Source organism: Streptomyces sp. NEAU-sy36, from assembly GCF_013423905.1.
Lineage (GTDB): Bacteria > Actinomycetota > Actinomycetes > Streptomycetales > Streptomycetaceae > Streptomyces > Streptomyces misionensis.
Genome location: NZ_CP058977.1, coordinates 7,021,796 through 7,045,684, shown reverse-complemented (window position 1 = coordinate 7,045,684; position 23,889 = coordinate 7,021,796). Strand labels below are relative to the sequence as shown.

23 protein-coding genes are annotated in these 23,889 nt (G+C 68.7%); 15 read left to right on the top strand and 8 right to left on the bottom strand.

What is annotated here, in order from left to right:
- Positions 1-53 precede the first annotated feature (53 nt).
- Positions 54-857 (top strand): nuclease-related domain-containing protein, encoded by an 804-nt coding sequence (locus tag HZZ00_RS30680; protein ID WP_180329448.1) that lies wholly within the window; start codon positions 54-56, stop codon positions 855-857.
- Positions 858-1,051: 194 nt separating this feature from the next.
- Here the strand turns inward: HZZ00_RS30680 and ligD are convergent, their stop codons facing one another.
- Positions 1,052-1,939, bottom strand: coding sequence for a non-homologous end-joining DNA ligase (ligD, locus tag HZZ00_RS30675; RefSeq protein WP_180329447.1), 888 nt, complete (start codon positions 1,937-1,939; stop codon positions 1,052-1,054).
- A gap of 53 nt (positions 1,940-1,992) precedes the next feature.
- Here ligD and HZZ00_RS30670 point away from each other — a divergent pair, with 53 nt between their 5' ends.
- Complete coding sequence (locus HZZ00_RS30670; RefSeq protein WP_257585471.1) at positions 1,993-3,006, top strand: Ku protein; 1,014 nt, start codon at positions 1,993-1,995, stop codon at positions 3,004-3,006.
- 37 nt (positions 3,007-3,043) lie between these two features.
- Here HZZ00_RS30670 and HZZ00_RS30665 read toward each other — a convergent pair whose 3' ends face one another.
- The 6 genes from HZZ00_RS30665 to HZZ00_RS30645 form a co-directional block, all read right to left on the bottom strand.
- Entirely contained in the window at positions 3,044-4,006 is a 963-nt protein-coding gene (locus HZZ00_RS30665) for an aldo/keto reductase (RefSeq protein WP_180329445.1), read from the bottom strand.
- A gap of 34 nt (positions 4,007-4,040) precedes the next feature.
- On the bottom strand, positions 4,041-4,295 hold the full coding sequence (locus tag HZZ00_RS30660) for a hypothetical protein (RefSeq protein ID WP_180329444.1): 255 nt from the start codon (positions 4,293-4,295) through the stop codon (positions 4,041-4,043).
- A 373-nt stretch (positions 4,296-4,668) separates the two neighbouring features.
- Positions 4,669-5,028, bottom strand: a complete 360-nt coding sequence (locus tag HZZ00_RS30655) for an SCO4225 family membrane protein (RefSeq protein ID WP_180329443.1) — start codon at positions 5,026-5,028, stop codon at positions 4,669-4,671.
- Between the two features lie 128 nt (positions 5,029-5,156).
- The gene (locus HZZ00_RS38870) at positions 5,157-5,288 is read right to left on the bottom strand and encodes a hypothetical protein (RefSeq protein ID WP_257585470.1); all 132 of its coding nucleotides are present in this window, start codon (positions 5,286-5,288) and stop codon (positions 5,157-5,159) included.
- Positions 5,285-7,108 (bottom strand): DUF2264 domain-containing protein, encoded by a 1,824-nt coding sequence (locus tag HZZ00_RS30650; protein ID WP_180329442.1) that lies wholly within the window; start codon positions 7,106-7,108, stop codon positions 5,285-5,287. The genes HZZ00_RS38870 and HZZ00_RS30650 overlap by 4 nt, the downstream gene beginning before the upstream one ends.
- A gap of 80 nt (positions 7,109-7,188) precedes the next feature.
- Complete coding sequence (locus HZZ00_RS30645) at positions 7,189-7,386, bottom strand: hypothetical protein (RefSeq protein WP_374028493.1); 198 nt, start codon at positions 7,384-7,386, stop codon at positions 7,189-7,191.
- A 553-nt stretch (positions 7,387-7,939) separates the two neighbouring features.
- On the opposite strand from HZZ00_RS30645, the gene HZZ00_RS30640 reads away from it, so the two are divergent.
- From HZZ00_RS30640 to HZZ00_RS30600, 9 genes are all read left to right on the top strand, one after another.
- Positions 7,940-8,752, top strand: a complete 813-nt coding sequence (locus HZZ00_RS30640) for a hypothetical protein (RefSeq protein WP_180329441.1) — start codon at positions 7,940-7,942, stop codon at positions 8,750-8,752.
- Between the two features lie 399 nt (positions 8,753-9,151).
- A complete protein-coding gene (locus tag HZZ00_RS30635) occupies positions 9,152-9,454 on the top strand; it encodes a FeoA family protein (RefSeq protein ID WP_180333769.1) in 303 nt (100 codons plus the stop codon).
- Complete coding sequence (locus HZZ00_RS30630) at positions 9,451-11,397, top strand: ferrous iron transporter B (protein WP_180329440.1); 1,947 nt, start codon at positions 9,451-9,453, stop codon at positions 11,395-11,397. Before HZZ00_RS30635 ends, HZZ00_RS30630 begins: the two co-directional genes overlap by 4 nt.
- Positions 11,394-11,975: a NifU family protein gene (locus tag HZZ00_RS30625; protein WP_180329439.1), complete on the top strand. Its 582-nt coding sequence runs from the start codon at positions 11,394-11,396 to the stop codon at positions 11,973-11,975. Before HZZ00_RS30630 ends, HZZ00_RS30625 begins: the two co-directional genes overlap by 4 nt.
- A 56-nt stretch (positions 11,976-12,031) precedes the next feature.
- Complete coding sequence (locus HZZ00_RS38140) at positions 12,032-13,261, top strand: HNH endonuclease (protein WP_257585469.1); 1,230 nt, start codon at positions 12,032-12,034, stop codon at positions 13,259-13,261.
- Positions 13,262-13,295: 34 nt separating this feature from the next.
- Positions 13,296-14,117, top strand: coding sequence for a hypothetical protein (locus HZZ00_RS30615; RefSeq protein WP_180329438.1), 822 nt, complete (start codon positions 13,296-13,298; stop codon positions 14,115-14,117).
- Positions 14,118-14,312: 195 nt separating this feature from the next.
- Entirely contained in the window at positions 14,313-16,169 is a 1,857-nt protein-coding gene (locus tag HZZ00_RS30610; RefSeq protein WP_180329437.1) for a DUF262 domain-containing protein, read from the top strand.
- A gap of 73 nt (positions 16,170-16,242) precedes the next feature.
- Positions 16,243-17,361, top strand: a complete 1,119-nt coding sequence (locus HZZ00_RS30605; protein WP_180329436.1) for a hypothetical protein — start codon at positions 16,243-16,245, stop codon at positions 17,359-17,361.
- A gap of 376 nt (positions 17,362-17,737) precedes the next feature.
- Positions 17,738-18,205, top strand: coding sequence for an SPW repeat protein (locus tag HZZ00_RS30600; RefSeq protein ID WP_180329435.1), 468 nt, complete (start codon positions 17,738-17,740; stop codon positions 18,203-18,205).
- Between the two features lie 154 nt (positions 18,206-18,359).
- Here the strand turns inward: HZZ00_RS30600 and HZZ00_RS30595 are convergent, their stop codons facing one another.
- Complete coding sequence (locus tag HZZ00_RS30595; RefSeq protein ID WP_265537424.1) at positions 18,360-18,785, bottom strand: GNAT family N-acetyltransferase; 426 nt, start codon at positions 18,783-18,785, stop codon at positions 18,360-18,362.
- Positions 18,786-18,852: 67 nt separating this feature from the next.
- Between HZZ00_RS30595 and HZZ00_RS30590 the strand changes: the two genes are divergently transcribed.
- The 4 genes from HZZ00_RS30590 to HZZ00_RS30575 all read left to right on the top strand — a co-directional run bounded on the left by HZZ00_RS30590 (position 18,853) and on the right by HZZ00_RS30575 (position 23,607).
- On the top strand, positions 18,853-19,158 hold the full coding sequence (locus tag HZZ00_RS30590) for a transposase (protein WP_180329433.1): 306 nt from the start codon (positions 18,853-18,855) through the stop codon (positions 19,156-19,158).
- A 559-nt stretch (positions 19,159-19,717) separates the two neighbouring features.
- The gene (locus tag HZZ00_RS30585) at positions 19,718-20,317 is read left to right on the top strand and encodes an RNA polymerase sigma factor (RefSeq protein WP_180329432.1); all 600 of its coding nucleotides are present in this window, start codon (positions 19,718-19,720) and stop codon (positions 20,315-20,317) included.
- A gap of 15 nt (positions 20,318-20,332) precedes the next feature.
- Positions 20,333-21,865, top strand: a complete 1,533-nt coding sequence (locus tag HZZ00_RS30580) for a hypothetical protein (protein ID WP_180329431.1) — start codon at positions 20,333-20,335, stop codon at positions 21,863-21,865.
- The gene (locus HZZ00_RS30575; protein ID WP_180329430.1) at positions 21,862-23,607 is read left to right on the top strand and encodes a DEAD/DEAH box helicase; all 1,746 of its coding nucleotides are present in this window, start codon (positions 21,862-21,864) and stop codon (positions 23,605-23,607) included. The genes HZZ00_RS30580 and HZZ00_RS30575 overlap by 4 nt, the downstream gene beginning before the upstream one ends.
- Positions 23,608-23,889 lie beyond the last annotated feature (282 nt).

The window sequence follows — 23,889 nt, the reverse complement described above, 5'->3', positions numbered from 1 at the left end:
CGGTCTTGCCCCACCCGGACCCGGCCTGTTCCCATGGTCGAGGGGTGATGCGCATGAGCGGACTGCGCGTGGTGCCGGCCCGCCGGGGCGGCCGGGAGCGGCTGTACGTCCTGCGTCCGGACGGCGGCAACATCGCCTGGTACGACCGGGACACCGGCCGGGTGAACCTGCTCGGCGAGGACGAGCGGGACCGCGTCCTCGAAGCGCTGAAACCCTTCCTCACCGGCCCGGTGACCGTGGGCCCGCCCCCGGTCCCCACGCCCGCCGAACTGGCCCGGCTCAGCCTGCACCCGGACGACGACCTTGCGCCCAACCGTCCCGGCGAGGCCCTGCTGATCGCGCTCGACCGCGCACCCGGCCCCGCCCACCGGCTGCGCCCCGACCCGCGCCGCCGCGCCCTGCTGGCCGAGCAGACCGTCGGCGACGCCCTGGACGCCATGGAGGGCGCCGGCTGGCACACCCTGCACTCGCTGCCGCTGCCCGGCGGCGACCGCGTGCACCATCTGCTGATCGGCCCCGGCGGCCTGTTCGCCGTGCACGCCCTGTACGCCCGCAGGGCACGGGTGCGCGTCGCCGACCCGATGGTCACCGTGGGCCGGCGCCCGGCCGAACCGCTGCTGCGCCTGCTGCGCGCCCAGGCCGACCGGGCCGCGCACGCGCTGACCGCCGAGGTCCGCCCGGTGCTCGCCCTCACCGCCCCGGCCGGGGTGACCCTCACCGCCGTACCGCGGGGCGTTCGCGTCCTGACCGACGAGGAGCTTTCCGGCCTGGCCCGGCTGGGCGGCGTGCTGAAACCGGCGGACGTGGAGGCGCTGCACGCGCTGGCGCGCGACCGGCGCACCTGGGCGAGGGTCTAGGGTCTTTCGTTTGGATCAGGCCGGATCAGGGAGCGGGGTCTGGTGCGTGCAGATGCAAGGCGGAGGAGGGAGTCAACGCGATGGGGGTGCCCCCGCGCGAGCGAAGCCGAGCGTGGGGGAGTTGGCGACCGACGACAACGCCGCAGATGTGCGTGCCAGACCCCGCGAGCCCGGCATGATCCAGACGAGAGGCCCTAGGGAAGGGGAGCGGCCCGGCCGGGGTCGAGCAGCGGGGCGAGCAGGTCGCCGTGGTCCTTGAGGCGCGCGGCGATGTCCCCGGCTCGGAACTCCAGGGCGGCCGGCGAGCGGCACTCGGCGACCTCGTCCCAGGTCACCGGCGCGGAGACCAGCGGGGTGCGGCGGGCGCGCACGGTGTAGGGGGTGGCCGTGGTCTTGCGGGCCGCGTTCTGGCTCCAGTCCACGAACACCTTCCCCGGCCGCAGGCTCTTGGTCATCCGGTGCACCACCAGCCGGGGCAGCGCCCGCTCCGCCTCCACGGCGAGCGCCTTGGCGTACTCGCTGGTCCGCTCCGAGGAGGCGCCGCGCACGGCCGCCAGCAGATGCAGCCCCTTGGACCCGGCCGTCTTGGGGTGGGCCTCGATGCCGTCCGCCGCGAGCCGCTCGCGCAGCCACAGGGCGACCTCGCAGCACTGCACGACCGTCGCGGGCGCCCCCGGATCGAGGTCGAAGACCAGCCGGTCGGCCTCGCCGGGGGACTGCACCAGCCACTGGTGCGTGTGGAACTCGGTGACCAGGTTCGCCGCCCACACCAGGCTCGGCAGGTCCTGCACGACGACCATCCGGGCCGGAGCCTCCGCCGACGAGCGCGGCACCTCGGCGGTCGTGACCCACTCGGGCGTACCCGGCGGCACGTTCTTGCTGAAGAACACCTGGCCCTCGGGTCCGTCCGGGTAGCGCAGGAAGGACACCGCCCGGTCGCGCAGGTGCGGCAGCAGCGCGTCGGCGGTGGTCGCGTAGTAGTGCACCAGCTCGGCCTTGGTGAAGCCGGTCTCCGGATACAGCACCTTCTCCAGATTGCTCAGTGCCACCCGTCGCCCCGCCACCTCTGTGATAGGCGTCATACGATGACAATCCCAGACAAACCGCGATGAGTGGGAAAGGACGGGTGCGGCACGTGCGATCGATATGGAACGGCGCCATCTCCTTCGGGCTGGTCAGCATCCCGATCAAGCTGGTCAACGCGACCGAGAGCCACGCGATCTCCTTCCGTCAGATCCACACCGAGGACAACGGCCGCATCCGCTACCGCAAGGTGTGCGAGGTGGAGGACCGCGAGGTCAGCCAGTCCGAGATCGGCAAGGGGTACGAGGACGCGGACGGCACCATCATCCCGATCACCGACGAGGACCTCTCCCACCTGCCCATCCCCACCGCCCGCACCATCGAGATCGTCGCCTTCGTGCCGGCCGACCGGATCGACCCGATCCAGATGGGCGCCCCCTACTACCTGGCCGCCGGCGGGGCCCCCGCGGCCAAGCCGTACACCCTGCTGCGCGAGGCGCTGAAGCGCGGCGACAAGGTCGCCGTCGCCAAGTTCGCGCTGCGCGGCCGCGAGCGCCTCGGCATGCTCCGGGTGGCCGACGACGCGCTCGTCCTGCATGCCCTGCTCTGGCCGGACGAGGTACGGGCCCCCGAGGGCGTCGCCCCCGACGCGAACGTCACCATCCGCGACAAGGAGCTGGACCTCGCGGACGCCCTGATGGACACCCTCGGCGAGGTCGATCTGGACGACCTGCGCGACGAGTACCGCGAGGCCCTGGAGGAGGTCATCGCCGCGAAGGCCGCCGGCGAGGCCCTGCCCGAAGCCCCCGCCCCCGCGGACGGCGGCAAGGTCCTCGACCTGATGGCCGCCCTGGAGAACAGCGTGCGCGCCGCCCGCGAGTCCCGCGCACCGGGCTCCGCGGGCGACGCCGAGGTCAGATCCCTGCGGCGCGGTGGCGGCACGCCGAAGGAGACGGGCGCCGGGAAGTCCACGGCCGCGGCGAAGAAGACCGCCGCCAAGAAGACGACCACGGCCCGCAAGACCGCGGCGCAGCCGGCGCGGGCGTCGAAGAAGAGCACCGCGAAGTCGGCCACGGGCAAGAAGACCCAGGCGAAGAAGACGACATCGCGGAAACGGCCGGCCTGACGGCCCGCGGGGCCGCGCCTCGGCGCGGACGCCTCCGTCAGCGCTCCCCCGGCACCGGCACATCCGCGCCCAGCAGCCCCTCCGCGCGCAGCTCCGCCCACAGCGCGGCCGGCAGCGCCTCGCCGAACCGGGCGGTGCCGTCGGCCACTTCGGCGGCCGACCGGGCGCCGAGCAGCACCCCGGAGACGGCCGGATGGCCGAGCGGGAACTGCAGCGCGGCGCTGCGCAGCGGCACCCCGTGCCGGGCGCACACCTCCTGCATCCGCAGGGCCCGCGCCACCAACTCCGGCGGCGCCGCGGCGTAGTCGTACCTCGCGTCCGGCCCCGGCCCCGCCAGCAGCCCGGAGTTGAACACCCCGCCGACGAGCACGCTCCGGCCACGCGCGGCGGCCTCGGGCAGCAGGTCGGTGAGCGCGGAGGTGTCCAGCAGGGTGTAGCGGCCCGCGCAGAGCACCATGTCGACGTCGGTGTCCCGGACGAAGCGGGTGAGCATCGCGGTCTGGTTCATGCCCGCGCCGATGGCCCGTACGACACCCTCGGCGCGCAGCCGTTCCAGCGCCGGGTAGGCCTCGCGCAGCGCCTGCTCGCCGTGGTCGTCGGGGTCGTGCAGCAGGGCGATGTCGACGTGGTCCAGACCCAGCCGGGCCAGCGACTCCGTCAGACTGCGGCGCACCCCGTCGGCGGAGAAGTCCCAGACGCGCCGGTGGGTGGCCGCGACCGCGAAGCCGTGCGCGAGATCGTCGCCGCCCCCGGTGTGCGGCACCAGGAGCCGGCCCACCTTGGTGGACAGGGTGTACTCGGCGCGCGGGCGCCCGCGCAGCGCGGCGCCCAGACGGCGTTCGGACAGGCCGAGCCCGTAGTGCGGCGCGGTGTCGAAGCCGCGGATGCCCGCGTCCCAGGCGGCGTCGACGGTGGCGTGCGCCTGCTCGTCGGAGACCGGGCGGTAGAGGTTGCCGAGGGCGGCGCAGCCCAGGGCGAGGCGGGGAAGGCGGGCGTCCATGCGGGAGACCTCTCTCAGAGCTCGGCGAAGCGGGTCAGCGCAGCCGCGGCGGGGTGCCGGCGCGCGCGGTGTCGACGGGCGGCCGCTCCTCCAGGGCGGGCAGGCTCCCGCGGCCGGTGGGGAAGGCGCGCACGGACACCTCCGGGCGCTCGCCGGTCAGCACCACGTCGATCACCCGGGCCCGGCACCCGGGGGAAGACGTGCACGCGCCGCACGCGGACCGCAGCCGCACGGCGCCGGGCAGCCGCTCGACCGGCGCGTCCAGCGGGTCGGCGAAGCGGCGGCGCACCCGCCGGTGAACTCCGGCAGCCGGGCAACACCATCGCCTCGCGCTGGTGGCGCTCCGGTATGTCGGCGATACCCGGCCAGTCGTAGGTGCGCCCGGTCGAGCCCGCGCCGTCGAACCAGATCTGCCAGCCCGGCGACCACATCGCCGCGCCCCCGAGCACCACGGGGGCGAACGCACCCCGTAGCCGGTGGGGGGACGGAACCGGGGGAGTGGCGTTCATGGCGAGCAGGCAAACAGCCCCGGCTTCCGAACGTCAAGGATCACGCGGGAACCGGCTGGCTTCCCGGCGATCGCGAACCGATCGGAAGAACGCCTTGCGGACGTTGGGGGTGCCGGTGCGCCCCGGGCCCCCGGCGGGGAGGCCAGGCGTCCCTCAGGCGGCCGAGCGCGTCCCCGGCGCCCGCAGCCAGTGGACGAGCAGCCCGAGCAGCGCGGCGTTGACCAGGCCGGACAGCGCCACACCGGCGGAGAAGACCAGCGGGGTGAGCCAGGAGAACGGAAGGATCGCGAACGCCGGCGCGGTGAGGAGAAAGCCGAGCGGAGCGGTCGCCATGAGCGGCCAGACGCCCGCGAAGCCCGGGTCCGGCGTCAGGTACACGGCGTACAGGAAGAACCCCAGCGCGGCGGCGACCACGGCCAGGTATCCGCGGGCGAGCCAGTTGTCCACGGCGGGCGCGAGCAGGGCCCTGAGCGGCCTGCGCGGCGTACGGCGTCGGGGCGAGGCGTTCGGCATGGTGGTTCCTCACGGTCGGTCCGGGTTGCCGGTTCCACGATGGATCGCCCGCCGCGCTCGGACATGAGTACCCGTACTCACCGGGCCCGCGCCGGTACCCAGCCGAGGCCGTGCGGGCGCGCGACCCGTCACCGCCGCGCGGTGGGCCGGACCACGCTCTCGCTGGAGTCGACCTGTTCGCCGTCCCGCAGGTCCCGCAGGTCCCGCAGCGGGCAGACGAGCCCGGTGCCGGCGCGGACGGCCCGCGAGCCGGGCCTCACACGGACGGGCCGTGCCGGTCCGGCGCCGGTTCGGCGCGCAGCGCGCGGGGCAGCCCGGGCAGCGCGCGCCAGTCGAGCGTCGCCGGAGCGCCGCCGTCGCCCCCGACCGTGGCGCACACGTCGGCCACCAGCCAGTGGGTGCCCGGCGCCAGCTCGCCGCGCAGGGCGGGCAGCGCCGTACGGGGCCACAGCAGATGGCCGTTGGGGTCGGGCAGCATGACCTCGGCCGCGCGCACGTCCAGCACATCCCGTATCGAGCTGTCGAGTTCACCGCACCCGGCCCACGCGCCGGAGCCCTCTGCGACCATGCCGGCGCCGTCCAGCGGAACCGCGAAGCCGCCCTCGACGGTGTGCAGCGGGCGGGGGGTGACCAGGCGGTGGACGCGGACGTGCCGGCCGGGCCCCGCGGGCAGCAGCCAGGTGTCGACGCCGACGTCGGGCCAGGGCAGCCAGCGGGCGTGCACCCTCCGCGCGGTCACCGAGCGGGACGCGCAGGCCACCCGGGACCGCCAGTGCAGGCCGTCGTCGCTGAGCAGCAGCGTGCCGTCCGGGCCCGCCGCCTCCGCGCCGAGCGGGCCGGTGGCGACGGAGCACCCGAAGGCCGTCGAGTACGCGAACTTGCCGTACTTCGCCGGGGCGTTGCGCACCCAGGTGTCGGCGGTGCAGGCGGCCAGCGCGGTGGTGTGCCCGCCGCCGTGCTGGACCAGCAGGCCCGCCTGCGGCTGCGGGTGCACGGCGTCCCGGGCGGGCAGGGGCTCCTCCGCGCAGGTCCAGAACGGGTGCCCGGCGGGCAGCGCCAGCGGCAGGAACGCCTTGAACGCCCAGTAGGGCGAGCCCGCCGCGTTGTACTGCTCGCTCATGAACTGGTTCGGGTAGGCGTAGCCGACCGACAGCGTCCCGTCGGGCGCGCACACCGGCTGCCGGAACCACCAGCGCAGATTCCGCGCCCACAGCCCGCGCACCACCCCCCAGGGCAGCGCCTCGACACCCGCGTACGCGAGCGCGCCCCAGAACGCCGCCTGCGCGAACCGGTACGTCAGGCTGCGGCCGAAGGGCAGCGCGGCACCGTCGGCCGCGAACCAGTGCCGGAACTCCCCGGCGAACAGCGCGGCCCGCTCCCGTACCCGCGCCACCACCTCCGCGTCGGCGTCCGGGGCAAGGACCGTGTACAGCAGCGTGTACAGATGCAGCGCCCAAGGGCCGTAGTAGTCACGGGGCTTGTCGTCCGGGCCGTCCGAGTACCAGCCGCCACCCCGGTGGTAGTCCTCGACACGGGCCAACGCCCGCTCGGTGAGACCCGGTTCGGGCGGCTCGCCGACCGAGGTCAGGCCCAGCTGCGCCATCACCGGGAACAGGTGCCAGTTGTTGTCGGGGACGCGCTCGGCCCGCGCCGCCCGGCGCAGCCAGCCGGCCAGCCGGGTCCGCTCCGCCGGGGCCAGCGGCTCCCACAGCTCCCCGGGCGCCAGGGCGAGGGCGAACCCGAGGACCGACGCCTCGACCAGCCGCTGGTCCATGGCGCCGGGCTCACCCCAGTACGCCGGGTGCCGTGGATCGGTGCCGGCGGCGACGGCCCGGCGGACGCGGTCCCAGCCGTCGTACCGCCCGCCCCCGGCCGCGAGCGGGGCGAGCCCCCACAGCGGCCGCACGGTCGCTTCCAAGTGGGCCACCCGGGGCGGGTAGGCGGTGCCGGGCGCGTACAGCGCCGCGTCGTCGGCGAAGCCGTCGGCGAGCGGGGCGCACAGGTCGAGCAGCGCGCGCTGCCAGTCGGCGCGGCTGTGCGGCGGGTTGCCGGAGAACGGGCGCGGTAGGTGACGGGTCATGGCTCCTCGTTCGGTGTGCGGGCCGGTGGACGTGCGGACTCGGACGCTGGTCCCACTGTGCCCGTGCCCGCCGGTCCGGTTCAGACGGAGCGCTCGAACTCCTCGCGCACCACGGGGCGGGCGAACGGCCGGCCGGCGACCAGGCGTTCCAGTCCGTCCAGCGCCGAGTCCGCCGTCCGGTGCGGCTCACCGCCGAGGGAACCGGCGATGTGCGGCGTCAGCACGACGTTGTCCAGGTCGCACAACGGGGAGTCCGGCGACAGGACCCTCGGCCCCACGGCCCCCGCCGTCCGCCTCGACTACACCCACGCCTGCGTGCCCTGGGCCTGGACCGGGACACCCCGGCACCCCCTGCCGGTCCACCACCTGACCCTGCAACCGTCACTGGCGGTCCGTGCTTCGTGTGGGCGGGGCGGGGAGGGGGAGGCAGGGGCGTCGAGGTCTGCGTGATGGGTCCTCGTGACCTGCCCGCCCAACAGGTCGTCGTAGGGCCGCACTTGCCGTCGCCGACGCGAGGACGGGCCACATCGGGCTAGTTAGTGTGATGAGCTGCCTAATGATTACGATCGCTGCGTGTGCGCGGCTGACCTCACCCAGGGCACGGCGGATTCCGTGCCGAACTCGGACCTCTCGGCAAGGGTGCTCGTGTGCCCGGCATACGGACGCCCGGAATCCCGAAAACATTGGCGTGACACGCTCGATAACGAAGTCGACTTTCTGCAACCGTCGTTGACGAGGTACCTGTCGCCTCTCCAACGTGAGCGCCTCAGCCGTCTCCACCCGGCGGGAGCGGCCCGCTTCTGGGGTGCCACGGCGACTCACGACAAGGCGATGTCAAAGGTCCGCACCGGTGACGTAGCGCTGTTCACCGGGGCGAAGAAGGTGCTCGCCGTGGGGGAGGTCGGCGCCATCTTCGTCAACCGCGAGGTCGCCGACGTGCTCTGGCCTCCGGCACCCGGCGGGAAGAGCTGGCATACGGTGTACAGCCTGCGCGAGTTCGTGAGGGCCGAGGTTCCGTACGAGGAACTGGCCGAATTGATCGGATATGCCAGGAACTACGGATTTCCCGGCCAGCTGGTCCTGGAGGGCGACAGAGCCCGGGCCGTCATCGAGGGGCTCGGCATCACGACCAGGACGGAACTGGAGCGACTCGGGGTCGAGGAGCCGCCTGCCCGTGATCCGCTCCCGGCGCAGCGCACTCCCCTGGAACGGCAGCACACCCCGGTCGTCACCTTCGAGCGTGCGGCGTCGACGGCCCTGTACAGGCGTGAGGAACAGCCGTTGGTCACGGAGTACTGCGCCACCCTCGCCACCACCCCCGAACGCTTCCGCTCTCCCGTGGGCCTCTGCGACATCTATGTACAGGACCCCGCCGGTGTGGAGGTCATCGAAGCGAAGAGCCGCACCGGGCACGCGTACGTTCGCGAAGCCCTCTCCCAGTTGCTGGACTACGCCCCGCACAGCCCCCGCCCCGTGGACCGACTCGCCGTACTGGTCCCCGGCCCCCTCGACGAACGGGAACTGCGACTGCTGCACCGGTACGGCGTCGATTGCATCCACCGAGTGTCCCCGGGTGTCTTCAGGCGGATTCCGGCCCCGGACGACAGGCGGCGCCTGATGAAGAGGGCGTGGACGGACGGCTGAGTTCGTCAGCCGCCCCGTCGGAGCCGGCCCTGTGCCGCTCCCGCGGTGGTGACAGCCCGCGCGTCGACGCCCTCGGTGGACCGACGGCCGACACACGCCTGTCCCAAGGGTCGGCCGGCGTCCCGCACACCTGAAACCGGACAAGCTCACCGAGCGTCGCGTCCACCACGCAAACGGCCGTTGCCTGTCCACGCGACCGGCAGCGCGCCCCGCCCGCCATGCCCCCTCCGACTCGGCGCCGGCGGCCGATCGAGTGAGCCCGACACGCCCGCGAACCCAAGGCATCGCAAACACGGCCCCCCTCCGCGGCCACGATGAGACGGAGCCGATATTGTCGTAACCGGGGCAAAAGGTTAGCCTTCCCTAAGTTGTTTGGGCGATCCCGGTGCGAGGGTGTCGATGGTCTCAGTGCAGTTGGGTGCGCGCCGCAAGAGCGGTGTGTCCGTGCCGGTGGACTCCGGGGCGGACGCACGGCTTTCGGACCTGCGCCCCGGAATGAGCGGCGAAATCACCGGCATCGACGAGTCCGTCGAGCCGAGCACCGCCCGACGCCTGTTCGACCTGGGGTTCGCCCCGGGCACCGAGGTCACCGTGCTGCGCCGGGCCCCGCTCGGCGACCCCGTCGTCTTCCAGGTCGTGGAGTACGAGATCGCCCTGCGCAAGGAACAGGCCGTGGGCATCCGCGTACGGCGCACCGCATGAGCGCGCACTGCGGCCCGACCGGCGCGACGACCGGCACGCTCGACGGCGGTACCCGGCTCGCTCTGGTCGGCAGCCCGAACTCGGGCAAGAGCACCCTGTTCAACGCCCTGACCGGTCTGCGCACCAAGACCGGCAACTACCCCGGCGTCACCGTCGCGCGCTACGAGGGAACCGCGCGCGTCGGCAAGCACGAGGTGGTCATCGAGGACCTGCCCGGCACCTACAGCCTCGACCCGATCAGCCCGGACGAGCAGGTCGTCGCCGACGTCCTCGACCCGGACAACCCGGACCTCGGCACCCCCGACGGCATCCTCGTCACCCTGGACGCGACCACACTGCGCCGCTCCCTCGGCCTGCTCGCCCAGGTCATGCGGACCGGCCTGCCGATCTGCGTGGTGCTCACCTTCCGCGACGAGCTGGCCCGCCGCGGCGGCACCCTCGACGTCGCCGCCCTCCGCCGCGCCCTCGGCGTGCCGGTCGTCGCGGTGACCGGCGGTTCGCGCAACGATCTCGCCGAGCTGCAGGCCACCCTGCCCGACTCGGCCTCCTGGGAACGACCGGTCCTCCCGCCGCCCACCGACCCGGCCCAGCGCCGGGCCTGGGTGGAGTCCGTGCTGGCCACCGCCGGCTACGAGGTGCCGGAGGCCGACCAGCGCACCCGGCGCATCGACGCCGTACTGCTGCACCCGCTGTGGGGCACGCTGATCTTCTTCGCGACCATGTTCGCGTTCTTCCAGATCATCTTCACCGTGGCGACACCGCTCCAGGACGCGGTACAGAGCGTCTTCGATCGGCTCGGCACCCTGGTCACCGAGTACGTCTCCAACCCCCTGCTCGCCGGCTTCCTCGGCAACGCCCTGATCGGCGGCCTGGGCAGCGTCGTGGTGTTCCTGCCGCAGATCGCCCTGCTGTTCCTGATGATCTCGCTGCTCGAAGGCAGCGGCTACCTCTCCCGCGCGGCCTTCCTGATGGACCGCCTCATGGCCAGGGCCGGCCTGGAGGGCCGGGCGTTCGTCGCCCTGCTCTCCTCCCTCGCCTGCGCCATCCCGGGCATCATGGCCACCCGGTCCCTGCCGTCCGCCAAGGACCGGTTCGCGACCATGATGGGCGCGCCGCTGATGACCTGCTCGGCGCGGCTGACGGTCTACGTCCTGCTCACCGGCCTGCTGGTGAGCCCCGGCACCAGGGTAGGCCCGTTCGGCGCCCAGGGCGTCGTCATGTTCGCCCTGTACCTGGTCGGCGCGCTCTCCGCCATGGCCACCGCCTGGGTCTTCAAACGGTTCAGCAGCCGGGGCGGCCCCGTGCTGCCGTTCTACATGGAGATGCCGTCCTACCGCCTGCCGCGCCCGCGCTCGGTGGCCGACGCCATCTGGAGCGCGTGCAAGGGCTTCCTCGCCAAGGTCGGCCGCATCATCCTCGTCGTCACCGTCGGCCTGTGGCTCCTCCTCAGCCTGCCCATGCACAGCGACGCCCAGCTGCGCTCCGCCGGCGTCGACCCGGCCGACCGCACCGCGGTCTCGGCCTACGAGGTCGACCACAGCTACGCCGCGGACATCGGCCACGCCATCGAACCCGTCTTCGAACCCCTCGGTTTCGACTGGCGCATCAACGTCGGCGTGCTGGGCTCGCTGTCCGCCCGCGAGGTCTTCGTCGCCACCCTCGGCCAGGTCGCCGCGGCCCAGAACCCCGACCAGCCGACCGAGGCCCTGACCCACATGACCTACACGGACGGCCCCCACCAGGGACAGAAGCTGTTCACCCCGGCCACGACGGCCGCGCTGCTGGTCTTCTTCCTCTACGCGCTCCAGTGCATGTCGACCATCGGCGTCATGCGCCGGGAGACCGGCTCCTGGAAATGGCCGGCGGTCGCCTTCGGCTACATGTTCGTCCTGGCCTGGACGATGGCCTTCGTCACCCACACCGTCGTGGGCGCCCTGACATGACCGCCGTCCCCATGCACCCCGAGCCCACGACCGACCCCCGGACGGTCCGCTGGGTCATCCCCGCCGGCACCCTCCCCCTCGTCGGCCCGGTCACCGACGCCCCGGCCGACCTCGGCACCATGCTCCGCTCCGGCACCATCGCCGCCATCGAGGTGGAGCCCCAGGCCGTCCTGATCCGCCTCGCCCCCGACCACGCCTGGGCCACCACCGGCCCCCGCGTCCGCGACGCGCTCGGCACGGCACTGGGCCACCCCGACCAGTGGCGGCCGGCCACCACCCCGACCGAGGACGACCTCCTCCACGCCGCCCTCCAGGACGTCCTGAACGGCCCGGCCGGCGACTACATCCGCTCCCACGGCGGCGAGGCCACGATCGTCTCCGCCCAGGACCGCAGGGCCGAGGTACGCCTCTCCGGCACCTGCACCCACTGCCCGGCCGCGGACTTCACCCTGCACTCCCGCCTGGAATCGGAACTGCGCAAGCGCTTCCCCGCCCTCCTCGAACTCCGCGCCACGGAACAGCCGGGCCGACGACGGCCGGGGCCTACATGGCTGTCGCTGCGGCGGCGGGGGGCTTGAGCAGGAAATCCAATCCGGAGTACGGATTGTCGTACTGTCCGACTAGCCTTCCGCGCATGGGGCTTGGCGACATCGAGTACGAACACGTCATCGCGGCGACCGAGGAGTTCCGCCGTCTGGGCCGGGACAACTTCCTGCAGACGTACGGCTTCGGACGAGCCAGGTCGTACGAACTGGTCCTGGACGGCATGCGCTACGACTCGAAGGCCATCGCCGGAGTCGCCCACGGACACGCCACCGGCGCATTCCTAACCGCGGGAGACTTCAGCGGCGGCGCGGCCACGGTGGCGCGACGCCTGCGCGAGCTGGGCTTCGTGGTCGAGACGGGGGAGACACCCCCGAACCGCGCGACCCTCCTGGAGCGCCTGCGGAAACTGAAGGTCTCGCACGGCCCCGGAAGCCCGGGGCCCAGCCGGCACCAGCCGTTGAGCCTCCTGTGGGCCATATCCCGCGCTGCCGACGAGCGGCCCCGCATGACCCCGTGGCCGCGGTTCCGCGAAGAAGTCGGCCCGCTCCTGGTCGAGTTCGGCCTTCCCAACGCGAAGGCCACCCCGGAGTACCCCTTCTGGCACCTCCGCGGCAGCGGACTGTGGGAGGTCCAGGGCATACCGGCCGAACTGACCGACGCCATGCCGAAGCTGAGCATCCTCGACGCCCACCACCCCCGGGCCGGATTCAAGGAAGAGTTCGCCGGCCTCCTCCTCGACCCGGTGACCCGCCTCGACGCCATCGCCACGCTCTGCGAAACGTATCTCCAGGACGTCGACCGCCAGACCCTCTTCGCGCGCATGGGCCTGGCCGGATACACCACGGCCGGCGGTCTGGCGAGCCTTCCGGAAGACGCGAACGACGATGTCGGCACGGACGACCCCACCCGGGCGACCGGCCCCGCTCCCCGCCGCGACACCAACCGCTCCGTCATCGTCCGCGATGTCTCCCTGGCCAGGAAGGTCAAGGAACTGGAGGGCGACCGGTGCCAGATCTGCGACACGACCCTGCGCCACCTGAACCGCCCGTACAGCCAGGCGGCCCACATCAGAGGCCTGGGCAGCCCCCACCACGGCCCCGACGAACTGCCGAACCTCCTGTGCCTGTGCGCCAACTGCCACGTCCTCTTCGACGGCCTGGAGATCTACGTCGACCCGGACGGCCTGGTCAGGGGAACAAGAGACGGCAGAGCCCCCCACCCGCTCCGCCGCGCCCCCGCCCACCCGATCGACGAGGCGCACCTCGCCTACCACCGCAACCTGTGCCGCATCAACGACCACGAGCCGACCGCCGGCTGACCGGTCTCCCGCAGTCGACGTCCGGGGGGACGACATGAAGTTCGACCAAGAACTGGCAGACGAACTGGACAAGGCGCTCCTCGCGCAGCCACTGCCCGCGGACGCCGTGGCCGCACTGGCCCGCTGGCTGGCCGACCCCGACAGAGGCGGGCGGTATGCGCGGGGCACCGCGAGCCACGGCATCGACTACCTCCCGTCGAGCTGGACGGCCGTCGAGCCCTGGCCGGCATCACTCGCCGACCGGTCGGTGCCCGGGCCGCGCACGGTGACCCGGGGTGACGTGGCGGCCGTGGCGCAGGCCGCGTCGCACTCGGACAACTGGGCCGAGGCCTTCGTCGCGAGCCAGGTCTGGGGCTACGGCCGCAGGGGCTACGGCCCGGGCCGTACGAGAACGGTGCTCGACCACTCTTCCCACGGAGAGGTCTTCGAGCGCGCGGTGTCCCTGCTCCGGAACCACGGAGCGAAGGCGGCGTACGAGAAGCTGAACGGGGTGCACCGGCTAGGCCCTGCCTTCCTCACCAAGTTCTTCTACTTCGCGGGCTTGGTCCTGCCGGAGGCCAAGGGACTGCCCCCGCTGATCCTCGACATGCGGCTGGCCCGGGTCCTCCGCCTGCACGCCACGAGGGTCGGCCACGACGCGGGCTACGACTGGGCCGCCCCGATCGCCCGCCGGATCTGGCGAGACGGCGGCTGGACTTCCCACCGGTACGACGTCTACCTGCGATGGATGCACGCGATCAACAGCCAACTCACCACCGAGGTCAACGGCTGGCCCGCGTCCCCGGACATCCTCGAACTGGCACTCTTCGACGGAGCCTGGACCCCGACGGACCGGCCGCCAGGAACTGCGCGGTGAGCAGGACACCTCCCTCGGATCCCACCGAAATGACCAAGAGGGAGACCGAGACGCACCAGCTCAGGCAGTGTGGGGGGACACACGTTATGGGCCGGGGCCGCAAGGACCGAAGTTGAGCGGATCTGAACGTTCCCGATCCGCCCGGGCCCGGTGACCGATCGCCGACGGGCGCGTTGTGCTGCACAAGGAGGACATGTGGCGACCGAGACGTTCAGCATCGACAAGCGGCCCTTGCGGGACCTGCTGCGACAGGTCCGGTCAGGGAAGATCCAGTTGCCCGAGTTCCAGCGCGGCTGGGTGTGGCCCTGGCCCAACATCGCGAGTCTGCTGGCCTCGGTGTCGCTCAACTACCCGATCGGCACCGTGATGCTGCTTGAAGGCGGGGGAGACGTCCGGTTCAAGTACAGGCCGATCGAGGGTGCCGCCCCGGGCGAGCAGGTGCAGCCCGAGTCACTGGTGCTCGACGGGCAGCAGCGGCTCACCTCGCTGTTCCAGTCGCTTGCGATGGACCGCCCGGTGGAGACGCAGGACGAACGCAAGCGCCGGGTGAGCGGCTGGTTCTACGTCGACATGGTCAAGGCCCTCGATGAGAACGAGGACCGCGAGGACGCGATCCGTTTCATCCCGCCCACCCGCAAGGTGGTCAACTTCCGAGGCGAGGTCCTGGAGGACTACTCGACGAGGGAGTTGGAGTACCAGCACCGCGTCTTTCCGCTGCGATGCCTCTTCGACAACTCATGGGGCGACGGATTCGCCCGCCACTGGGGTTTCGCACCGGATGCGATGGAACTCTGGTACGGCTTCCGGGACAGCTTCATCCGGTCGTTCGACCTCTACCACTTCCCGGTCATCGAACTCGGCAAGGACACCCCGCGTCAGGCCGTCTGCCAGGTCTTCGAGAAGGTCAACACGGGCGGAGTCACGCTCACCGTTTTCGAGTTGCTGACGGCGACGTACGCCGCCGACGAGTTCGATCTGCGGCGTCACTGGCATGAGTGCCGCTCCGCCTGGGACGCGCCCGAGTACGCCATCCTGCGGGACGTCTCCAACACCGACTTCCTCCAGGCGGTCACTCTCCTGGCCACCGCCGAGCGGCGGCGCCGCGAGGAAGAGGCCGGTACGGACGAGGAGCGCCTGCCACGCATCGGCTGCAAGCGCAAGGACATGCTCGCGCTGAGCCTGGAGGACTACCGCCGGTACGCACCCGATGTCGTCGCCGGCTTCAAGGCCGCCGCGAAGTTCCTGCGCCAGCAGTTCGTCTTCGACACGCGCTTCCTGCCGTACGGCACTCAGCTCATTCCCCTGGCCGCGATCCTCGCCCTCGCCGGCAAGGACGCGGAGACCGCGGGCGCGCAGGAGAAACTGGCCCGCTGGTACTGGTGCGGAGTGTTCGGCGAACTGTACGGCGGCACGACCGAGACCCGGTTCAACCTGGACCTTCCCGACGTCGTCGACTGGATCCACGGGTCGGCGAACGAACCTCGCACGGTCACCCAGGCGCAGTTCGCGGCGAGCCGCCTGCTGACCCTGCGGACCCGGCAGAGCGCCGCGTACAAGGGCATCTACGCGCTCCTGCTCAAGGCGGGCGCCGCGGACTGGCGGACGGGCGAGAAGGCGGAGGTCAGCGTCTACTTCGACGAGGCGATGGACATCCATCACATCTTCCCGCAGGCCTGGTGCCAGAAGAACGGCCACGAACGCTCGGTCTACAACTCCATCGTCAACAAGACACCGCTGACGGCTCGCACCAACCGGATCATCGGCGGCCACGCGCCCTCCGAGTACCTCCAGCGCCTCGCCAAGGCGGCCGAAACCAGCCCGGAGGGTGTCGAGCAACGCATCCGCACCCACCTCGCGGACCCCGGCCTGATGCGCGCCGACGACTTCGACGCCTTCTTCGAGCAACGCCGGAAGGTCCTCCAGGACCACATCGCGGTGGCCATGGGCAAGCCGGTGGTCGACGACCACATCCCGGGCCAGCGACCGGAGACGGAGATCCAGGCGGCGGAGGACGAGCGGGAAGCGGACGTCTCAGCCCCTGCGCATCCGTGACCGCCCGGGCCGCGGCCGAGCCGCGTGTGCGGTAACCCCTGCGGCCCAACGGGCAGTTGACTACCCTTCGGGTGTGAACACCGTCCACGCCAGGCTCTGGCGGACCACAGTCGCGATCGGCTCCGACGGTCTGGCGGAGGCGGTGATCGCGACCGAACTCGGCCGTCGTTCCCTGCCCGTCTCCCTTTCGCAGCTCGTCAGCATCAACGCGCTGGCGTGTGACCTGCGTGGCGTCATCGACGAAGGCGTCCACGACCACGAGGTGAACCTGCTGACCAGCTACATCGCGGAGGCAACGAGTGGGACTCCACTGACTGCTCACTACTCTCGGTTGCAGGCCGCTTCTCGACACATACGCAGCTTCGTCAGCGAGTGCACGGGTCTCGGCGTCATGTCGGCCGTGAGTGAGGAGCTGTTCGCATGGAAGCCCGGCAAGCGATCGCTGAACAGCTTCGACGTGCTTCCGCGGCGACTCGGCGTCGTTTTCGGAAGGAAAGGACCGAGACCGGACCTGCTGTTCCACCTGGAATCCGGTGCCATCGCCGGGGAAGCCCGCGGACGCAGCCGCAAGGAGCAGACGCTCTTTCCCAAGTCCGCGACCAAGCCCCAGAAAGGCCGCATGCTCACCCTGGCGAACTGGTCCATCGACCACGCTGATCATCCGTACTTCATGAGCTGGGTATGGATAGGCCCCTCTGGGGTCGTTGTGGATATCTTCGTCCCCGACGACGAGCAGGTGACGAAAAGCATCGCAAAGGATTGGACGGTCAGCGCCGAGGGCGAGCGATGGGTTATGGAACACGAACGATCCCGACGTCGGCGCCCCACCACCCCGATAGCCGACTTTTCCGAGGATGTGGCGCCTGAAACCGGGCCAATCCTTTCCGCACGCACGTACTCGACCCAGGCTCCAGCCGGAATGGCACAGCGATTCCGTCTGGAGGAATACGCCGCCGAGGCCGACGAGAGGGCGGAGGCAACGATGGACGAGCTGTACAGACGTTCCTCCACGACCGTCGGAAGCGTGGCCGGCGTGCCGGTCAGAGGCAAGTGGATCACCGCGAACGCGCTCGGCCCGGCCACTCATGAGGTCTGGTCGGCGTTCTCGAAGCGGGCGTACCCCGCACGGGCCGCGCACAGCGCGGCCGGCGTTCCCTCGGGATCGATGCCGTCCTGGACGGCAGGCTGCTGACCGTCGTTCGCCGCATCGACGAAGACCGGCCCAGCTGGGAGCGCATCGAAACGGATCTCCTGTCGCCTTCGTAGCTCTGACAGCGTCCTTCAGCCGGCCGAGCGGTCCCCTGCCCGAGAACGAGTGAGGGCCGAGCGCGGCGGGTCCCGCACCCCCATGGGACATCCTCAGGCCCATGCCTGGCCCGAGACCAAGGGCCTCGCCCCTTGTGATCCGAGCTTGATCAGCGCAGGGCGCCCTGCCCGCTGCCAGGTGGCCGTCCGGGATTCTTCAAGCCGCCGCAGTTACTGCAGACCTTTTGGGTACCCGCCGAACGAACCATACGAAAGCGGATATTCCGGAGGTGATTGGCATGGCGACCGCTCCTCGGTCCGACATGGCAACCCATCCTGACATCATCGAGATGCGCGAACGCCACGAGATGGCCGAGCGCAGCGCGAGCACCCCGAAGGCACAGGGCATGGAGACCATGGCCCTCCTCACCGGGCTGTACCTCGCGGCCTCGCCGTGGATCACGGGCTTCAACGGCCTCTCCACTCTGGCGGTCAACAACCTGATCGTCGGCATCGCCTACGCACTGCTCATGAGCGGTGGCTTCGGCCGCGCCTACGAACGCGTGCACAGCATGGCGTGGGCCGCTTGCGCGCTGAGTGTGTGGACGATCATCGCGCCGTGGGTCGTGGCCGGGAACGTCGCCACGACGAAGACCATCATCAACAACGTCGTCATCGGCGCCATAGGCCTGCTGGTGGCCCTGATGGCCGCCTCGATCGGCCGCCCGAAGGACCGGAGCCGGGGATCGTCCGGCCGCATGTCCGCACCCTATGAGGGGGGCCGCAGCTGACCGGATGCGGGGAAAGGGACGCCCCGGTCGTGAGGAAAGCCGGCCAGCGCTGGCGACCTCCTCAGCTGCCCAGGGCGTCCCAAGATCCCGAAGCCGCACCGAATTCTATTCACTTACCACCGCGGGAAACTTTCTTCCCTTTTCCCGCATGAGCTCACGGGTCGGGGAAGACGAGCCGCAGAACGATCTCGTCGTCGTCGATTTCTCCGGTCGGCTCAAATCCGAACTTCTGGTAAAAGGGCCAGGGCTCGCCATCACCCGGATCGTAGCTGGTCAGCAGCTCCGTGGCGCCATCCGCGCGGACCAGGGCGGCGATCTGGGTGAGCGTCTCCCGGCCGATCCCTCGCCTTTGGTGGTGCTTATCGACGAGGAGCCGCCAGATGAAATGCCGCCCTTCGTACGGACCAGCCGGCGGCTTCCACGACAGCATCACGAAGCCGACTGGCTCGTCACCGAGGTACACCGCGCGGCACCAGGAATTGGCCTCCGGACTGCTTACCATCTGCTTGAGCGACTTGGCCGCGGAGGCGACGAACTGCCTCTCAGACCGTGTTTGAGATCTTGTGTACCTTGCGGTCAGGGTGATCGTTGACTCTGATGTGGCTGGTGGGGGCTATCCGTCGGACCTGGCGGATGAACAGTGAGAGTTGGTCGAGCCGTTGCTGCCGCCCGCGCGGGTGGGGCCGAAGGGCGGGCGGCGGGAGAAGCATCCGCGACGGCGGATCATCGATGCGATCTTCTACGTGGTGCGGACTGGGTGCGCCTGGCGTCAGTTGCCGAACGACTTCGCTCCCTGGCCCACGGTGTACTGCTACTTCTCGTGGTGGCACGACGACGGCACGGTCGTACGGATCCATGACGCCCTGCGCAGCCAGGTCCGTGAGGCCGACGGCCGCACCGCCGACCCGAGCGCCAGGCTGATCGACTCGCAGTCGATCCGTGTCTGCCGATGAATAGTCCACAGCCCCAGGCCGTACGCTCACTCCGCGCGCCCGAAGCCCCCGGCCTCAGCTTTCACTGATGACGGGGGCTTCGGACATCCCATGCTGGGTTCCCCTGGACAGGATTGGAACCTGCGCACACGGCTCCGGAGGGCACGCGCAGTACGCGCATTTCAACAGGTCAGCGAGGTGTGCCCACCGATGTGCGTCTCGCTGGTCCACGAATGGGCCGTGAGCAGCCGTCACGCGCTACCCGTCGCCCGCGTCCCTCGGGTCAGGCGTCAACGAGGCGCGCATGTACGGCAGGGCGTGCTCTTCGGGTGCCACGTGAGAGGTAAGCCGTGCAGGCGGACCGCTTGAACGGCGTTACGACAAAACGGAGCTCGCCATTCCACTGTTCTAAGTATGCCGCCCTGCATCGTAAATCGCGAAAAAATAGGGCATACAAAGCAGAAAGTTGCTAACTGGGTCAATCTTCCTTTACTGGATGAAAATCCTCCCCTGGGGCAGGGCGGGTGGAAAAAGTTCAGGAGCATCGTCAAAAACGAGGCGGCCAGGGACTCTATGTGGCGTGGACGTTGATGACGACGGGATCAGACCTTCAACGACGAGCCTCACGGAGGAGATCGAGGAACTGGTTCGGGAGGGGTACTTCGACGGCATGGTCGGGCGGTTGTCAGCCAGGTTTCCGAATTTGCCTTGGCATGACGTCGAGGATGCAGTAGAAACTGCCGTCGTCACTGTCCTCAAAGCTACCTCAGAAAGAAAAGTTATCGATGGACCACGTGGCTACCTGTACGCGGTGGCGTTAAACGAACTGCGTAAACGCGCGAAAGCCGGTGGTGCCGCTGAGTATGACGCCGAAATCCACGGAAGAGCGGAAAGCTCGGTAGAAGACGAGATCCTCGGACGAGAACTCTTCCGAGTTATCAAGAAACTGGTAGACAAATGGGAGAGTGGTCGCATGCGCACCATCACCCTGCTCTTCTTGGAGTCGGCGTCCGAGGGGGAGAGATTGTCGCTCGTAGAAGCAGCCAGACTGGCCTCCGAGATTCTCGGAGAACAGGTCCCCATAAATTCCGTGGGCAAGACGAAAGAGAGGGGGCTGCGCCGACTGGCTGAGCAGCTTGGGAATCTCGATCGGGAACACATTTCCAGCACCGTCAAGTGACATAGGAGTAACGACATGGACGGTATTCAAGACGACCTCTTCACCATTCGTGCCGTGCACGCAGCCAAGGACCTCGTGGACGAGGCTTTGACGCTTTCCGCAGATTACGGCCACGAGGTTTCAGCCGTAGTGCAGCTCGCAGCCCAGCAAACGCTGGACGAGGAATCAGCCCGCAGCCTGTTTACCCGCATTTTGGTCGTGTTGCGGGGAGGGGTAGGCCTCGGAACTCAGGATCGAGAGAGGGTGGCTGCCATGGTCCAGGACGAGGTCACACAGCTGGTCATCGGCCGACAGAGGAATCCACGAGAGGAGGTTTCTGGCGGAATCGTCTTGGTCGCACGAAACGGACTGCAACCGCATCGTGTTACGCCGATGCCCATCTTTAACGGTCAACAGGTTCCGTTGGAGGAGGGCTACGTGGATGTGACCCAGCTTGACCTTTGGAAGGGAAATCATCGCGTCGAGCTGTATGTGAAAGAGTTCCAGGAGCGTAACGGTCGCGAACCTGATGAAGTTGAACTGTTGCGGCTGGTGCAGGGAGATCTCGCGCTTCCCAGCGTCAATGATCGAGATCCTTTCGGCATCGTTCCGCTCGCGCGAAGCATCGCGCGAAAGGGAGTGGAACGCCCTCCGATCATCACTTATGAGGGGGAACCCAAAGACGGAAATCGGCGAATCGCGGCCGCCAAGTACGTGGTCGGCAGCTCTGACTTCACCCACGAGGAGAAGGAGCGAGCGCGCTGGATCCGGGTTTGGCGTGCTCCTCTGGGAACGACTGAAGATCAATTTGAAGCGATCGTAGTTGCTCTTAACTTCGAAGACGACCACAAAGAACCTTGGCCGGAATACGTCAAAGCCCGGCTCGTAGTCGAAAGGTATCGTATCCTGCGCGAAAATATCACCGGACGAATCACTGAGGCGAAGGACCGTGAAGTTCGCGCAGAGGTAGCCAAGCAGTTCGCCATCATGCCAGCGGAAGTGCGGCGCTATCTTCGAATGGTTCGATGGGCGGAAGACTTCGAGCTGTACCACACTGAAGAGCGGGGCAAGGACACCGCAGATGTTCGGTACAAGTCGAACGACATCTTCCAGTGGTTCTACGAGATTGATGCCGGCCGCGGCGCAGACAAGCTGACCAACAAGCTTGATCAAGACGACGACCTCAAGCCCGTCGTCTACGACTTGATGTTCGACGTACTGGAGAGCGGTGCCGAGGTTCGGCACCTGCACAAGGTCGTTGCTGACGAGAACTCTCTGAAGTTGCTGCAGCAGGCCCATGAGGCCTCAGCGGTGAGCAAGGATCAGGCTCTCAACTTCGTCCGCGAGGCAATCGCCGAATCACAGCGCAGCAGTCCCACTAAGCGGTTGGGCTTTGAGCAGTGGCTCAAGTCCGCCGTTCAGCGGCTCGGCCAGGCCCCGCCCGACCACTGGCGGGGCATCGAGAACACGGAGCTTCTCTGCGACCTCGCGCGTGTGTTTCGCAGTGCTACGGGAGCAGTTGAAGGCGAGCTTGTCAGCCGGGGGAAGCTGCCTAGGGGTGATCAGTGAGTTCACTGATCGGCAAGATCGACCTCACACCTGACCGGCGAGGGGCGTTGATTACGCCCCTCGCCGACGCGGGAAGGCTGCGGAGCTCCCTCAAGGGGAGCAACCCGGACCTGCGTTTTCGTAGAACATCCGATGGTTTCATCCTCGACCTTGCAGCACTTCCCAAGATCGACGCAGCCCTAGGCGACAAGCTTCAGTGGAGTCCACTCGCACGCCGTGCTGCATCGAACCGCGCGGCGATTCAGGAGTCGGCAGCTGATGTGCTCCTTGCAGCTACGAAGATCAAGGCGGGTAGTGCAGAGGTCGCTCGCCAGTTGATCAGTGACAGTAGCTTGACTGACATGCTCGATGACCACCAAGCACTGAACGTGGCGGCACTTACTATCCCAGACTCCTGGGGTGGCTGTGTCTTTGACGAGCAGGGGACAGGCAAAACGGTGACGCTGATTGCCACGTTCGACCTCCTCGTTGAACGAAACCACGCTGACGCGCTACTCGTGGTCGCACCAAAATCGATGATTGGCGAATGGGCCGTAGAATTCGAACGATTTTGCGGCGGCCTGTATCGTGTCGCCATTGCAGATGGGGACCGCCGTGCTAAGTCACGTGCCTTCCACTCGGGCGCTGACGTTGTCGTGGTCAACTACGAGACGGTCGTCTCGAATGCTGCCGACTTGGAACTTCTGGCACGGCGCTGCCGACTTATCCTCGCGGTTGACGAATCCTTCAATGTAAAAAACCCTGATGCGCGGCGAACTCAAGCAATCAAAGATCTGCGAGAGTGGTGCTCCCGTGCTTATGTATTGTGTGGGACGCCAGCGCCAAACTCGCCATCGGATATTGTGGCCCAGTTTGATTTGGTTGATTTGGGTCTCACTTTCAGAGGAGTGAAGGTTGACCTCAGAGACCCTGATCTTGCAGATGAGATCCGTGACGCCATGTCATCTCGGGGCCTATACGTGAGGAATCTCAAGAAGAACGTGCTGTTCGACCTCCCGCAGCGAGCATTCACAGACGTTCATGTAGAGATGGAGCCTGAACAGCGAGCCGCGTATGAGAAGATCCTCGATGGCTTGATTGAGGAGGTAGAAGGCGCCACAGACCTCTCGTTCTCGAAAAGGATGGTGCATTTTCTGGAGCGAAGGGCAGCACTTCTTAGGGTCTGCAGTGATCCGGCATTTTTGGTCCCCGGATACAACCAGACTCCGTCAAAAACGGCCGCACTGGATGTAATCCTCGAAGACCTCGTCCATGTGCGTCGCGAAAAAGTCGTGCTGTGGTCGTTCTATCGGGCCAGCTTGGAACGCTTGGCGTGTAGGTATAAGCGATACGGCTTGGTGCGAATTGATGGCTCAGTTGTGGATCGAAATGAGCGGCGCGAGGCCGTTCGTAGCTTCCAGGAGGATGATCACACAATGATCTTTCTGGGCAACCCGGCGGCGGCTGGTGCCGGCCTTACATTGCATCGGTCGCGGGTGGCGGTTTATGAATCTCTTTCGAATCAGGCAGCCCACTACTTGCAAAGCTTGGACCGAATTCACCGACGCGGGCAGAAGCTGGATGTGGAATACGTAACCCTGCTGTGCCGCGACAGCATTGAGGAGCTGGAGTATCAACGCTTGCTGACCAAGTCTCAGGTTCAAGCCGAACTGCTCGGCGACCCATCAGAACCGCGTCGAAACCGACAGGTGTTCTTGTCCGACCTGTTGGCGGCCAAGGAACTGCTACAAGGAGGGAGGTGACATGGGGGCGCCTAGCGTCGAGCACGAACTCAGGGTTCAGGCCTTGGACGCTTTGGGCGTGCTGGCTGGCTACACAAGCCGCATAGACGTTGGGGATCAACTCTGCCCAGATGTAGTGCGGTTGGACCCTCGACGACCGCGGCTGTTCGTAGCAGACGCCAAGGCAACTGAGACCCCTGGACTGCACGCCACGCACGTGAGGTTGCACGCTTACATGGTCTCGGTTCGTATGTGGACTAGGGTCGGCTTCCAGGTACGTTTGGCGCTTGCCCATCGCCCAGA

Coding starts and splice junctions, on each gene's coding strand:
- HZZ00_RS30680 (WP_180329448.1), top strand. CDS start 54: ATGAGCGGACTGCGCGTGGTGCCGGCCCGCCGGGGCGGCCGGGAGCGG.
- ligD (WP_180329447.1), bottom strand. CDS start 1,939: ATGACGCCTATCACAGAGGTGGCGGGGCGACGGGTGGCACTGAGCAAT.
- HZZ00_RS30665 (WP_180329445.1), bottom strand. CDS start 4,006: ATGGACGCCCGCCTTCCCCGCCTCGCCCTGGGCTGCGCCGCCCTCGGC.
- HZZ00_RS30655 (WP_180329443.1), bottom strand. CDS start 5,028: ATGCCGAACGCCTCGCCCCGACGCCGTACGCCGCGCAGGCCGCTCAGG.
- HZZ00_RS30650 (WP_180329442.1), bottom strand. CDS start 7,108: ATGACCCGTCACCTACCGCGCCCGTTCTCCGGCAACCCGCCGCACAGC.
- HZZ00_RS30640 (WP_180329441.1), top strand. CDS start 7,940: ATGTCAAAGGTCCGCACCGGTGACGTAGCGCTGTTCACCGGGGCGAAG.
- HZZ00_RS30635 (WP_180333769.1), top strand. CDS start 9,152: ATGGTCTCAGTGCAGTTGGGTGCGCGCCGCAAGAGCGGTGTGTCCGTG.
- HZZ00_RS30630 (WP_180329440.1), top strand. CDS start 9,451: ATGAGCGCGCACTGCGGCCCGACCGGCGCGACGACCGGCACGCTCGAC.
- HZZ00_RS30625 (WP_180329439.1), top strand. CDS start 11,394: ATGACCGCCGTCCCCATGCACCCCGAGCCCACGACCGACCCCCGGACG.
- HZZ00_RS38140 (WP_257585469.1), top strand. CDS start 12,032: ATGGGGCTTGGCGACATCGAGTACGAACACGTCATCGCGGCGACCGAG.
- HZZ00_RS30615 (WP_180329438.1), top strand. CDS start 13,296: ATGAAGTTCGACCAAGAACTGGCAGACGAACTGGACAAGGCGCTCCTC.
- HZZ00_RS30600 (WP_180329435.1), top strand. CDS start 17,738: ATGGCAACCCATCCTGACATCATCGAGATGCGCGAACGCCACGAGATG.
- HZZ00_RS30580 (WP_180329431.1), top strand. CDS start 20,333: ATGGACGGTATTCAAGACGACCTCTTCACCATTCGTGCCGTGCACGCA.